We start from the raw sequence: 13,290 nt of genomic DNA on the forward strand, positions 1-13,290 counted from the left end.
GACGAACCGAAGCGGCGCGCGCGGCTTTTCCTTGCCGCGCCTTGTTTTTTCTTTCTCCCAAGTGCCCACGATGCAAACGAGTATTCAGAAAAATACCCTTGCCGGGGATCCGGCAGCGAAGATACCGGCGCCCGCCCAAACGGCAGCGGGCGGCGCCTCCGGCACCGCCTACACGGTGCTCGGCGCGATCAGCTTCTCGCACCTGCTCAACGACATGATCCAGTCGCTGATCCTCGCCATCTACCCGATGCTGAAAGACAATTTTTCGCTGTCGTTCGCACAGATCGGCCTGATTACGCTGACCTACCAAATCACGGCCTCGTTGCTGCAACCGCTCGTCGGCCTGTATACCGACAAACGGCCGCAGCCGTATTCGCTGCCCGTCGGGATGGGCTTCACGCTGGCCGGCCTCGTCTTGATGTCGATGGCCCCGAACTTCGGCGTTTTGCTGATCGCTGCCGCGCTCGTCGGCTGCGGCTCGTCGGTCTTTCACCCGGAATCGTCGCGGGTCGCGCGCATGGCCTCGGGTGGGCGCTACGGGCTTGCGCAGTCGGTGTTCCAAGTGGGCGGCAACGCGGGCTCCTCGCTCGGGCCGCTGCTGGCCGCGCTGATCGTCATCCCGCACGGTCAGCGCAGCATCGCCTGGTTCTCGGCGGCCGCGCTCGTCGCGATCGTCGTGCTGGCCAATATCGGCCGCTGGTACAGCCGTCACCCCGCGACCAAGAAAAAAGCCGGCACGCGCGCGCGGCATCCCAGCCTGTCGAAGTCGCGTGTCGCGCTCGCCGTGGGCGTGCTGGTGCTGCTCGTCTTCTCGAAATACTTTTACCTCGCGAGCCTGAACAGCTACTTCACGTTCTATCTGATCGACAAATTCCACCTCTCGGTGCAGGCCGCGCAGATTCATCTGTTCGTGTTCCTGGCCGCCGTGGCCGCGGGCACGATTATCGGCGGCCCGATCGGCGACCGGATCGGCCGCAAGTACGTGATCTGGGTGTCGATCCTCGGCGTCGCGCCGTTCACGCTGATGCTGCCCTACGCCAATCTGCTCTGGACAAGCGTGCTGACGGTCGTCATCGGCGTCGTGCTGGCGTCCGCGTTCTCGGCCATCATCGTCTATGCGCAGGAACTCATTCCCGGCAACGTCGGCATGGTCGCGGGCCTGTTCTTCGGCTTCGCCTTCGGCCTCGGCGGTGTCGGCGCGGCCGTGCTGGGAGATTTGGCCGACGCGACGAGCATCGGCTTCGTCTACAAGGTTTGCTCGTTCCTGCCGCTGATCGGCGTGCTCACGGTGTTCCTGCCGAACCTCGAGCAAAAACGGCTAGCGCGCGCCTGACCGTCGTCGATGGCCCCGCGCTCGCGCGGGGTTCATTTCGTCCTGAAACATCCGCCGGCTCGACGAGCCGGGGTCCAAAGCGATTACTTTGCGGTCATCCGAGTTCACCTCGCCCTCGCAAAGGAGTCGTCGATGATCGTTTTCGGGCGCTGCGCTAGCCTTCGCGCCGCAGCGAAACCATGTGCCGCCGCTTCGTTCGCCGTTTGGTTAGCCGCTTTGGCCACCGGCCTGGCCGCTTGCGGAGGCGGGAGCGGCGCGGACGGAAGCGGCACGCAGGCGAGCGCTCCGTCGCCCGTCGCCGCGGCCGCCGAGCGCACAGATCCGCTCCAACCCTTTCAGTGGCATCTGAAAAACACCGGGCAAATCGGCGATCCCAGTAGCCGGCTGCGCGCGCTGCGCGGCGTCGATCTGAACGTCGAACCCGTGTGGCGGCGCGGCATCGACGGCAAAGGCGTCACTGTCGGCGTGCTCGACAACGGCATCGAAATCGCGCACGAAGATTTGCGCGCCAACATCGCCCCCGGGCTCAGCGTCAACTACCGAACCGGCGACGGCGACCCGACCCCAGCCGAAGCGCGTTCATCTCACGGCACCTCGGTGGCCGGGATCATCGCGGCGGCACGCAACCAGGTGGGCGGCGTGGGGGTCGCGCCCGGCGCGCGCTTAGCCGGCTTCAACATTTTCGGCACGCAGTACCAGTCCGATACCGTCGACGCCCTCGCCCGCGGCATTCGCGATGGCAGCGTCGCCATCTCGAACAACAGCTGGGGGCCGGAGAGCACAGGCATGCCCACCCCCGTGGACAGGATGATGGCGGAAGTGCTCCGTCAGGGCGTCGACCAAGGTCGCTCGGGCAAAGGTATCGTTTATGTCTTCGCTGCCGGCAACAGCGACCGCGACCATGTCGAGTTCGCTTTGTCGGGCAAGAGCACGCCGCACTACACGGGCAGCAACTACTACGGTTACCGGACGAAGCAAACGTTGATCGTCTGCGCCGTCAATGCAGCCGGTGTTGCCTCGGTCTATTCGGCGGGCGGATCCAACCTGCTCGTTTGCGCGCCGAGCAACGATGTGCCTGGGGTCGACGGCAGATTGCCGCAACCCGGCATTACCACCACCGACGCATTCGGCCGTTATCGCCACGATTTCGGCGGCACCTCGGCCGCGGCACCGGCCGTTTCCGGCGTCGTCGCGCTTATGTTGCAGGCCAACCCCAAGCTCACCTGGCGCGACGTGCGCCTGATCCTGGCGCGAACCGCGCGCATCTTGCCTTCGATGGAACACGATCCGGCCGCCGAATGGATCGAGACAGGCGGGTTCAATCCCCACACCGGCCTCCCCTATCGCTACAGTACCCGCTACGGTTTCGGCCTCGTGGATGCGAATGCCGCCGTTTCCTACGCACAGCGATTCATGTCCGTAGGCGGCTCGTCGCCGACGTTTTGGGAGCAATCGTGCAGTACCTTCGATCGCTCGGACAGCGCGCAGGCAAGCGTCGCCACCGCCGGCGGGACCGCCGAGCAATGGCTGTTCATGGACTGCGGCAGCCGAACCGTCGAGTTTCTCGAAGTCGACCTCACGCTCGAACACCCGAACTTCCGCGCGCTGCGTATCACGCTCGAATCCCCGAGCGGCACGGAAATCGTGTTGAGCCGCGACTATGCGCCCTGCGCCTCATCGTTCGAAGCTCGCGGCGAAACGGCCGATGCATGCAGCACGGCAAGCATGGGCCATCGCTACCGTACGCACGCTGTCGCCGCACTGGGCGAGCCCGCGAGCGGCATCTGGACCCTGCGCATCGAGGATGCGCTCGGATCCGGCGTGCCGGCGCGGTTGCGCAAGGCGATCCTGCAGATTACCTAGATACCGAGAGAACCGACCCATGATGAATCTACGCAAACACGGTAGGCTCGCCGCATGCGCCGTCGCACTCGTTAGCCTCGGCTTGCCGCCCGGCATCGCGGCGCACGCCGACACACCGGCACGGTACTGGTACGACGGCGCGACCAAGATCCCGTTATACCGTCAGCCGCAACTCGATCAGTCCGCATCGAACGGGCGTGCGTCGGAGCGCGGCGTGCCGCGCGATTTGGAGTCGTTCCAAGCTCGCGTTAAAAGAAGCGACGGAAAAAGAAGCGGCGGCAGCGGCGGACGCGATGCGATCGGTCGCGCTGCCGTCACCGTCTATTCGACGGCCGCGGATCCGCGCGGATCGAGACTCTTGAAACAAGGCCCGGGCATCCTCTTCACGCTTGCCGGCGGCCGGCAGGTCGAGCGGGTTCAAGCGTGGTTAGCCGAGCGCGGCCTGCGCGCCGAGCCGATCGCCGGCGGCATCGTGTTCAAAGTCGGCGCCATTGCGGGCGAGCCGGCGCTCGATCTAGCGAACGCACTCTATGAAAGCGGCCTCGTCCAATACGCGCAGCCCAATTGGGTCGTGGATGTGGAACGGTAAAGACTGTGAAGCGCTCGATCCCGGCGTCGAGCCGGCGACCGAGCGGTTGGTCCGTCGCCTCGAACCGCGATACGCCTATCGGCGCGTCGCGGTCCTGAATAGGCGATCAGTTGTCGTACTGCCAAGTGTTGGTGAAAATCTCGCCGTTAGCCTGCCAGCCCAATTGAACTTGCGCCGCGGAATCGCCGTTGCTAAGCGGCAGGTCCGGTGCCAGTTGCTCGCCGTAGTTCGTAATGGTGATGGCGTGCGTCGTGGTGCTTTGCGCCGTAGTCAAGAACCACATGTCGTCCGCACCCGCTGCCGGAAACGGCAATGAACCCGTCACGGAGAACGCTCGGCTCTGCACGTTGATCGATGCCCACCCGTTGGGGTAGACCGCGCTCGTCGTCGGCACTGTCCAGTCGACCGTGGCGCTCGGTATGCTTGTCGCCGTCACGGTCGACGTTCCTGCCCCCCCTGCTGTCAGCAGGTTGGCGATCACATCGTTGCCGAGCGTTTGCCACGGTACCGTCGCCCCGGCTACCGCGCTCATGTTCGCGGCGGTATTGATCGCCTTCTGGGGCGTGCCGATCAGGTTGCCCGATGAATCGAACAGCGTGATCGTGTAAATCCCGTAAGGCTGGATGGTCGACACATCGACTGGTGCCGCCGCATAGTCGGGCGTGCTGGGCGAGAACGACAAGCTGCCTCCCGAAAGCGGAGCCCAGGACCACTTGTATTGCGTGCTCATGCCGGTATCGGGCCAGCTAAAGTTATTGGCCGCCAGCGACACCGGCGTTGCCGTGAGCGTAGCGAGCGGGAAGGTCAACGGCCGCGTAGACGCAGTTTGACCCGCCACCCCGATGCCGGAGCGCAGCATACGCACCCCATTTGCCGGCAGTCCAGGACCCGTCACCAGCGCCGACCCGACTGCGAAACTCCCGCTACCGTCTGCAGCGTAGACAGTCGAAGGAATCTGAATATTCAGGCCCGACTCGTAGCGGGAGTTGTTGACCTCCGTCGCGTTGGTGAACTGCACGCGGCCCACGAACGACGCAATCGAGAGGATGTACTGCTCCTGGTTACCGATGAAGTCCCAGTTGCCGCCTGGTAGTTGCTGGACGATTTCGGGCGTGAAGTTGGGCATGCCGTCAGGTTGCGTGTACAGAAGGTACACGAGCGCCGCCGGATTGTTGATGCCCGGCAAGGTGCCGCTGGGTAGGAATGCGACTGTTTTGGCGCCGGTGAGCGTCGTGCCGGTGCCGATGAGCCAAGTGGAATGGGCACCTTGGAATCGATTGCCGTAGCTGAGGTAATGCGCGTCGATCGCGGTGGCGCACGCCGGGGCGGAGCCATCGGCCGGCCCCGCCATGCACTGAGTCAACTGGGCGAGCAACGGCGTCAAGTAGGTCGCCGGCTGCGGAGGATTTTTCAACGTGGTGGACGCGGTAGCGCCCTGGCGCAACGGGATGAACGTGTTCGGATCGGCAACGCTAGACATCTGTAAGCCGCCGCCGTTCGCAGCGGGCCTGACGTCAACGGAGTCGATCACAGCATCGGCGCCGGTCTGGTTCGGCGTGAATGCGCCGCCGATCGGGTCGAACGACGCGACCGACAGGCCATTAGCGGCCAGGATGGGCGCCAGCGTGTTGTTGAGCGTCGCCACGGCCGCAGCCACCGTCGAAGCGTTAACGGCGGACAGCCCACCGGCCTGAGTCAGCGTGATCGGGTTGCCGCTGGCAGTCAGCAGCGCGGACACGGCCGTCGTCAGCGGCGTGACGTTCGCCGTGACGGGGGCACCGTTTGCGGCAGTCGCGTTGACCACGATCGAATACAGATTGCTGGAGGCCCCGAAAGGATCGCTCGCGGTAATGACGAACGGTGCGGTGAGCCCGGCGATCGACACGGTGTACGCGCCGTTGGCGCCCGAGGTTGCCGTAACGGTCTTGCCGTTGGCATCGGTGATGGTGAGCGACGCGCCAACCAGCGCATTGCCGATCGCTACTGTGCCGCTCATGACGGCTGCGGCCGCCGTGGTGGTGGGGCCTGGACCGGTCCCGCTCGTGCTGCTACTGCTGCTACCGCTACTGCCCCCGCCGCCGCACGCGGCAAGCACAGCGGCCATCGACGCGCATATCGCTAGACGCGCGAACCCCGAATTTCCGTTTTTCATTCTGCTTGATCTCTCTTTTCATAAATTGTTATCGACGCTGCCCTCACTCGGGCCCTGCGTCCTCAGCAGATAACGGAACAGCTAACTAAAACTTTAGAGGGCTAGTGCAATAGCTCGAAGGAAGCGGCATTTATGCGCATATGTGGTGTTCGCCCCCGAATTTTATCGGAATTTTAAAATATCGGACGCTTTTCGGCCGAGTCTGACGCATTTTCTTGCGCTGTTGCCGTGTATCGCTCTCCTGATGCGTGCAGTTGCAGCCGGCCACGCGCAATACGAGCATCCGCTTTATTCTCGATTGGCTTTCACTTTTACTGCGAACAGCTTACTCACGCAGCCGGCAACCGCCCACTAGACGCCGGCGTCGTCCGCCGCAGCATACTCGCGCAAAAAGTGTCGAAGCACCCCCGACGAATACGTGCCGGCGATGTCGGTCAAGAAGTTGGTGAACGATGCCGTCGCGTGATCGTCGGCCGTATCGGAGATCGTCCGCACGATCGCGCAAGGCACATCGTGCTCGTAGCACACTTGCGCCATGGCGGCGCCTTCCATTTCCACCGCCATGGCCTCGGGTAGCGCACTCGCCAAGGCGCGCACCTCGCTCGCACTCGAAACGAACCGGTCCCCACTGATGATCAAGCCGCGGTGGACGTTCGGCGCCTCGAATCCGAAGCGCTCGACGAGCGCGGCTCCCGCCTCCGCCACGAACCGCTCGCACGCGGCGGCCAACCCGTCAGCCAGCGGCATATGGGTGGAAAAGCGGGCTTGGTCGAGCAAAGGAATCTCGTAGCGCGGAAACAGCGGCGAGGCGTCCATATCGTGTTGCAGCAGCGAATCGGCGACGACGATATCGCCCACGCGCACGCCGCGACCTACCCCGCCAGCCACCCCGGTGAAGACCATCGCATCGACGTTGAAGACATGAATCAGTGCGCTCGCCGTGGCCGCGGCCGCCACCTTGCCGACGCGCGCCAAGGTGACGACGCAGGGCACGCCGAACGCCGTACCGACGTGGTAATCGCGCCGGCCCAGCGCAATCGTGCGCATGTCGCCTTCGGCGCGCATCGCTTCGACGAGATCGCCCAGTTCTTGCGGCAGCGCCGCCAATACGCCGAGCCGGCGTACCGCGCTGCGATCGCTGTGTGCGCTGTATTCGTGAAATGCGTTGCGTTCGTTGTGCATGCTCATCGGGTGTGGCTCAATCGGGTAGTGCTCAATATCAATAGCGCGTCGGACTCGCGCCGGATCCTAACCGGCGGACGTCGTCGCACGAAGGGGCAGCCGGCGCGCGTGTCTCATTCGACCACTTGCAGCTTGGCCACAGCCAAAGCGAGCCACTTCTCGCCATGCCGCTTGAATCGCACCTGCGCGCGGGCATCCGCGCCGCTGCCTTCGAGTGCCGTGATCGCCCCCTCGCCGAACTTGGTGTGAAAGACTTGCTGGCCGACGCGAAAGCCCGTATCGGCCGCGCGCTGTTCGTTCGCGAATGCCGGCAGGGGCGCCGCCTCGAAGTTCGCGGAAGGACCGCCACGATCGGGCCGCGCAAACCAATCGCGGCCCCAGCCGGCATGATCGGAGCGCCCGCCCCAGCGCGATCCCGCCTCGGCCTTCGGCGTCAACCATTTGAGCGTCGTTTCGGGCAATTCGTCGAAGAATCGCGAACGCACGTTGTAGCGCGTTTGTCCGTGCAGCATCCGGCTTTGCGCCAACGACAGATAAAGCCGCTCCTTTGCGCGCGTAATGGCCACATACATGAGCCGGCGCTCTTCTTCGAGCCCGTCGGTTTCCTTGGCGCTGTTCTCGTGCGGAAACAACCCCTCTTCGAGCCCCGTGATGAACACGGCCGTAAACTCGAGCCCCTTCGCCGCGTGCACCGTCATCAACTGCACGGCATCTTGCCCCGCTTGTGCCTGACTCTCGCCGGCCTCGAGCGACGCGTGCGATAAGAAGCCGGCGAGCGGCGTCATGGTGTCGGGGTTTTGCGCAGGGTCGGAGAGGCTGGCCGCATCGAGCACGACGGTTTCGTCGTCGATCGCCCCCACCGCCAGCTCCGGCGCCGCCGTCGCGCCGGGCGCGAGGCGAATCGAGCGCGCGGGCGTGTCGAGCCCGTATCCCTCTTCGCTGACGAACGCCGTGGCCGCATTCACGAGTTCCTGCAAGTTCTCCAGCCGGTCCTGTCCTTCGCGCTCGCTCTGGTAGAACTCGGCCAGACCGCTCGTGCGCACGACGTACTCGACGGTCTCCGGCAGGCTCATGCGCTCCGTCTCGACACGCATCTTCGCCACGAGATTCGCAAACGAGCCGAGGCTCGTGCCGGCCTTGCCCGTCACGTACGGAATCGCGGCCGCCATCGAGCAGCCGTAAAGGCGTGCCGCATCGGCCAATTGCTCGATCGAGCGCGCGCCGATCCCGCGCGTCGGAAAATTGACGACGCGCGCGAACGCGGTGTCGTCGTTCGGATTGTCGATCAGGCGCAAGTAGGCGAGCGCATGCTTGACTTCCTGCCGCTCGAAAAAGCGCAGGCCGCCGTAGACGCGATAGGCGATGCCCGCGTTCACGAGCGTATGTTCGATCGTGCGCGACTGCGCATTGCTGCGATAGAGCACGGCGATTTCGCCGCGCGCGAGACCTTGGTTGATCAGCGCGCGAATTTCTTCGACGATCCAGCCCGCTTCTTGCGAATCGGTGGCGGCTTCGTACACGCGCACGGGCTCGCCGTGCCCCGCGTCGGTGCGCAGGTTCTTGCCGAGGCGGCGCGAATTGTGCGCGATCAGTGCATTCGCCGTATCGAGGATGTACCCGTGCGAGCGGTAGTTCTGCTCGAGCTTGATCAGGTTGCGCACGTTGAACTCGTGTTCGAAGTCGCGCATGTTGCCGACGTTCGCACCCCGGAACGCGTAGATCGATTGATCGTCGTCGCCGACGGCGAAGATCGAATTGCTTTGCCCCGCCAGCAGCTTGAGCCACGCGTATTGGAGCTTGTTCGTATCTTGGAACTCGTCGACGAGAATCTGCTTGAAGCGCGCTTGATAATGGGCGCGCAGCGGCGCATTGTGCGCAAGCAGCTCGTAACAGCGCAGCAGCAGTTCGGGAAAATCGACGACGCCCTCGCGCTGGCATTGCTGCTCGTACGCGCGGTACAGTTCGACGAATTTCAGGTTGAAGCTATCGCTCGCATCGACCTGGTCGGGCCGCAGCCCCTGCTCCTTCGCGTTGTTGATGAAGTACTGCAGGTTCTTCGGCGGATATTTTTCGTCGTCGACGTTCAGGCCCTTCATCAGACGCTTGATCGCCGACAGTTGATCGGCCGTGTCGAGAATTTGGAACGTCGCGGGCAGCCCCGCATCGCGATGATGGGCGCGCAGCATCCGGTTGCACAGGCCATGGAACGTGCCGATCCACATGCCGCGCGTGTCGATCGGCAAGAGCGCCGAGAGCCGGCTCATCATTTCGCGTGCCGCCTTATTCGTGAAGGTGACGGCCAGCACGGTGGCCGGCGACGCGAATCCTTGCTGGATCAGCCAGGCGATACGGGTAATGAGCACTCGCGTCTTGCCGCTGCCTGCGCCCGCCAGAATCAGTGCCGGTTCGTTCGGCAGCGTGACGGCCGCGTGTTGTTCGGGGTTCAGGTTGGCGAGCAGTTCTGGCATGGAGGAAGCGTTCTTCAGCGTGCGGAAGGAGCGCGCAATGCCGCGTGCGGCAACGCGTTGCGAGCCCATCATTATAAGGCCGAGCGCCGTGTGCATCGGCCGTCCCTTTATAATCGACGGTTTCGAACCTACCAAAGCGGCCCGGCTGCGGCCCCGCGCAGGTTCTCGAACGGATACTCCATCTCACTTCAGGCATTTTTCGGCGGATTTCCAACCATGACCGACACCACGCTGGCCAAGAGTTTCGAGCCCCAGACGATCGAGGCCCAATGGGGCCCCGAATGGGAAAAACGCGGATACGCGAAGCCGGTCTTCGCCCCGGACGAGACCGGCGCCCCCCGTCCTAATTTCTCGATCCAACTGCCGCCGCCGAACGTCACCGGCACGTTGCATATGGGCCATGCGTTCAATCAGACGATCATGGACGGTCTCACGCGTTATCACCGTATGCTCGGCGATAACACCATGTGGCTGCCCGGCACCGATCACGCGGGCATCGCCACGCAGATCGTCGTCGAGCGGCAGCTCGATCAGCAAGGCGTCTCGCGCCACGACCTGGGCCGCGAGAAGTTCGTCGAGCGCGTGTGGGAATGGAAGGAAAAGTCGGGCTCCACGATCACCAATCAGGTGCGCCGCCTGGGCGCGTCGATCGACTGGTCGCGCGAATACTTTACGATGGACGAGAAGATGTCGAAGGTGGTCAGCGACGTCTTCGTCCGGCTCTATGAGCAAGGTTTGATCTACCGCGGCAAGCGGCTCGTCAACTGGGATCCGGTCCTCATGACGGCCGTGTCCGATCTCGAAGTCGCGAGCGAAGAAGAAAACGGCCACTTGTGGCACATCCGCTATCCGTTGGCCGACGGCAGCGGACACCTGACGGTGGCCACGACGCGTCCGGAAACGATGCTCGGCGACGTGGCCGTCATGGTTCACCCCGAGGACGAGCGTTACGCGCATCTGATCGGCAAGACGGTCAAGCTGCCGCTCGCCGATCGCGAGATTCCGATCATCGCCGACGATTACGTCGACCGCGAATTCGGCACCGGGGTCGTGAAGGTCACGCCCGCGCACGATTTCAACGACTATCAAGTGGGCCAGCGCCACGGCCTGCCGCAGATCGAAATCCTCACGCTCGAAGCGAAGATCAACGATAACGCCCCCGCCGCCTATCGCGGGCTCGATCGCTTCGACGCGCGCAAGCAAGTCGTCGCCGATCTCGATGCGTTGGGTCTGCTCGAATCGGTGAAGGACCACAAGCTCATGGTGCCGCGCGGCGACCGCACGAACGTCGTGCTCGAACCGCTGCTTACCGACCAATGGTTCGTTGCCATGAGCCGCCCGGCGCCCGAAGGCACGTTCCACCCGGGCCAATCGATCGCCGAAGTCGCGCTCGACGTCGTGCGCGACGGCAAGATCCGGTTCGTCCCCGAGAACTGGACGACGACCTACAACCAGTGGCTCGAAAACATCCAGGATTGGTGCATTTCGCGGCAACTATGGTGGGGCCATCAGATTCCGGCCTGGTACGGCGAGAACGGCGAAGTGTTCGTCGCACGCACGGAATCGGAAGCGCGCGAGCAAGCGCAAGCGCGCGGCTATGCGGGCTCGCTCAAACGCGACGACGACGTGCTCGATACCTGGTTCTCGTCCGCGCTCGTGCCGTTCTCCTCGCTCGGCTGGCCGAACGAGACGAAGGAGCTGGCGGCATTTCTGCCCTCCTCTGTGCTCGTGACGGGCTTCGACATCATCTTCTTCTGGGTGGCCCGGATGATTATGATGACGACGCACTTCACGGGGAAGGTGCCGTTCGAGACCGTCTACGTGCACGGGCTCGTGCGCGACCACGAAGGCCAGAAGATGTCGAAGAGCAAGGGCAACACGCTCGACCCGATCGACATCGTCGATGGCATCGATCTGGAAACGCTCGTCGCCAAGCGCACGACGGGCCTCATGAATCCGAAGCAAGCCGCGTCGATCGAAAAGAAGACGCGCAAGGAATTCCCCGACGGCATTCCCTCGTTCGGCACCGACGCGTTGCGTTTCACGATGGCGTCGATGGCAACGCTCGGCCGCAACGTGAACTTCGATCTCGCGCGCTGCGAGGGCTACCGCAATTTCTGCAACAAGCTGTGGAATGCGACGCGCTTCGTGCTGATGAACTGCGAAGGCCACGACTGCGGCTTTTCGAAACCCGGCGCCTGCGCGCCCGGCGATTGCGGCCCCGGCGGCTACACCGATTTTTCGCAAGCGGACCGTTGGATCGTCTCGCTCCTGCAGCGCGTCGAAGCCGAAGTGGAAAAGGGTTTTGCCGATTACCGCTTCGATAACGTCGCCAATGCGATCTACAAGTTCGTGTGGGACGAGTATTGCGACTGGTATCTCGAACTGGCGAAAGTGCAGATCCAAAACGGCACGCCCGAACAGCAGCGCGCCACGCGCCGCACGCTGCTGCGTGTGCTCGAGACGGTGCTGCGGCTTGCGCACCCGATCATCCCGTTCATTACGGAAGCGCTGTGGCAAAAGGTGGCGCCGTTGACCGATGCTTACCCGCAGGGCGCGGCGAGCGGCGAGGCGTCGATCATGGTGCAACGATACCCGCGCGCCGAGCAGAAAAAAATCGACGAAAATGCCGAGCGCTGGGCCATGGACCTGAAGGCCGCGATCGATTGTTGCAGAAACTTACGCGGCGAAATGAACCTATCGCCCGCGACCAAGGTCCCTTTGCTTGTGCACGGCGATGCAGGTCAATGGCAGACGTTCGCACCTTACGCACAAGCGCTGGCGCGTTTGTCCGAGGTGCGCATCGTGGCCGATGAAGCCGCGCTCGACGCGCAATCCCAAGGCGCGCCGGTCTCCATCGTCGGCGGCGACAAGCTCGCGCTGCTCGTCGAGATCGACGTCGCGGCCGAACGCGAGCGTCTTGGCAAAGAAATTGCTCGGCTGGACGCCGAGATCGCCAAGTGCTCGGCGAAGCTCGGAAACGAGGCTTTTGTCGCAAAAGCACCGGCTTCCGTCGTAGAGCAAGAGCAGAAAAGGCTGTCACAATACCGGGACACCATTGCCAAGCTCCGCGCGCAACTTGCGCGCCTGCCGGCTTGACCGTTTGCATCGATTCGGGCACGTGGTCCCACCAGTACAACTAGGGTAATGCCATGCTAAAAGTCACCAAGGCAGTCTTTCCAGTTGCGGGCCTCGGCACGCGTTTTCTTCCCGCCACGAAGGCCAGCCCGAAGGAAATGCTGCCGATCGTCGACAAGCCGCTGATTCAGTACGCCGTCGAAGAAGCCATGGCCGCCGGCATCACCGAAATGATTTTCGTGACCGGCCGCAGCAAGCGTGCGATTGAAGATCACTTCGACAAGTCGTATGAGATCGAGGCCGAGCTCGAAGCGCGCAACAAGCAGAAGCTGCTCGACCTCGTGCGCAGCATCAAGCCCGCGAATGTCGACTGTTTCTATGTTCGCCAGGCCGAAGCGCTGGGCCTTGGTCACGCGGTGTGGTGCGCGCGCGAACTCGTCGGCAACGAGCCTTTCGCGCTGCTTCTTCCCGATGTGCTGGTGCAGACGCCGGGCAAAGGCTGCCTCGCCCAGATGCTAGATGTTTACCACATGCACGGCGGCAACATCGTCGCGGTCGATCCGGTGCCCGAGGACCAGGTCAAGAATTACGGCGTGGTGTCCATCGGCGAAGGCGACGGGCGCGT

General features: G+C 63.6%; 8 protein-coding genes. 5 read left to right on the forward strand and 3 right to left on the reverse strand.

Features of this window, described 5'->3' with window-relative positions; genetic code table 11:
* Positions 1-70 precede the first annotated feature (70 nt).
* The 3 genes from ACTHN9_RS16450 (at position 71) to ACTHN9_RS16460 (ending at position 3,785) form a co-directional block, all read left to right on the forward strand.
* The gene (locus tag ACTHN9_RS16450) at positions 71-1,333 is read left to right on the forward strand and encodes an MFS transporter (protein ID WP_440537841.1); all 1,263 of its coding nucleotides are present in this window, start codon (positions 71-73) and stop codon (positions 1,331-1,333) included.
* A 132-nt stretch (positions 1,334-1,465) separates the two neighbouring features.
* Entirely contained in the window at positions 1,466-3,196 is a 1,731-nt protein-coding gene (locus ACTHN9_RS16455) for a S8 family serine peptidase (RefSeq protein ID WP_440537842.1), read from the forward strand.
* 19 nt (positions 3,197-3,215) lie between these two features.
* Positions 3,216-3,785 (forward strand): hypothetical protein, encoded by a 570-nt coding sequence (locus tag ACTHN9_RS16460; RefSeq protein WP_440537843.1) that lies wholly within the window; start codon positions 3,216-3,218, stop codon positions 3,783-3,785.
* Between the two features lie 106 nt (positions 3,786-3,891).
* On the opposite strand, the gene ACTHN9_RS16465 is transcribed toward ACTHN9_RS16460, so the two are convergent.
* The 3 genes from ACTHN9_RS16465 to ACTHN9_RS16475 all read right to left on the reverse strand — a co-directional run bounded on the left by ACTHN9_RS16465 (position 3,892) and on the right by ACTHN9_RS16475 (position 9,587).
* Positions 3,892-5,781 (reverse strand): carboxypeptidase-like regulatory domain-containing protein, encoded by a 1,890-nt coding sequence (locus tag ACTHN9_RS16465; RefSeq protein ID WP_440537844.1) that lies wholly within the window; start codon positions 5,779-5,781, stop codon positions 3,892-3,894.
* A gap of 507 nt (positions 5,782-6,288) precedes the next feature.
* Positions 6,289-7,119, reverse strand: a complete 831-nt coding sequence (locus ACTHN9_RS16470) for a 5'-methylthioadenosine/adenosylhomocysteine nucleosidase (RefSeq protein WP_440537849.1) — start codon at positions 7,117-7,119, stop codon at positions 6,289-6,291.
* A gap of 113 nt (positions 7,120-7,232) precedes the next feature.
* Positions 7,233-9,587, reverse strand: a complete 2,355-nt coding sequence (locus ACTHN9_RS16475) for a UvrD-helicase domain-containing protein (RefSeq protein ID WP_440537845.1) — start codon at positions 9,585-9,587, stop codon at positions 7,233-7,235.
* A 216-nt stretch (positions 9,588-9,803) separates the two neighbouring features.
* Between ACTHN9_RS16475 and ACTHN9_RS16480 the strand changes: the two genes are divergently transcribed.
* Both ACTHN9_RS16480 and ACTHN9_RS16485 read left to right on the forward strand, forming a co-directional pair.
* A complete protein-coding gene (locus ACTHN9_RS16480) occupies positions 9,804-12,686 on the forward strand; it encodes a valine--tRNA ligase (RefSeq protein ID WP_440537846.1) in 2,883 nt (960 codons plus the stop codon).
* A 53-nt stretch (positions 12,687-12,739) separates the two neighbouring features.
* Positions 12,740-13,290: UTP--glucose-1-phosphate uridylyltransferase (locus ACTHN9_RS16485; RefSeq protein ID WP_440537847.1), on the forward strand; the 551-nt coding region annotated here is incomplete at its 3' end.

It is taken from the genome of Trinickia sp., assembly GCF_051953405.1.
GTDB lineage: Bacteria > Pseudomonadota > Gammaproteobacteria > Burkholderiales > Burkholderiaceae > Trinickia.

Coding starts and splice junctions, on each gene's coding strand:
- ACTHN9_RS16475 (WP_440537845.1), bottom strand. CDS start 9,587: ATGCCAGAACTGCTCGCCAACCTGAACCCCGAACAACACGCGGCCGTC.
- ACTHN9_RS16470 (WP_440537849.1), bottom strand. CDS start 7,119: ATGCACAACGAACGCAACGCATTTCACGAATACAGCGCACACAGCGAT.
- ACTHN9_RS16480 (WP_440537846.1), top strand. CDS start 9,804: ATGACCGACACCACGCTGGCCAAGAGTTTCGAGCCCCAGACGATCGAG.
- ACTHN9_RS16455 (WP_440537842.1), top strand. CDS start 1,466: ATGATCGTTTTCGGGCGCTGCGCTAGCCTTCGCGCCGCAGCGAAACCA.
- ACTHN9_RS16460 (WP_440537843.1), top strand. CDS start 3,216: ATGATGAATCTACGCAAACACGGTAGGCTCGCCGCATGCGCCGTCGCA.
- ACTHN9_RS16450 (WP_440537841.1), top strand. CDS start 71: ATGCAAACGAGTATTCAGAAAAATACCCTTGCCGGGGATCCGGCAGCG.
- ACTHN9_RS16465 (WP_440537844.1), bottom strand. CDS start 5,781: ATGAGCGGCACAGTAGCGATCGGCAATGCGCTGGTTGGCGCGTCGCTC.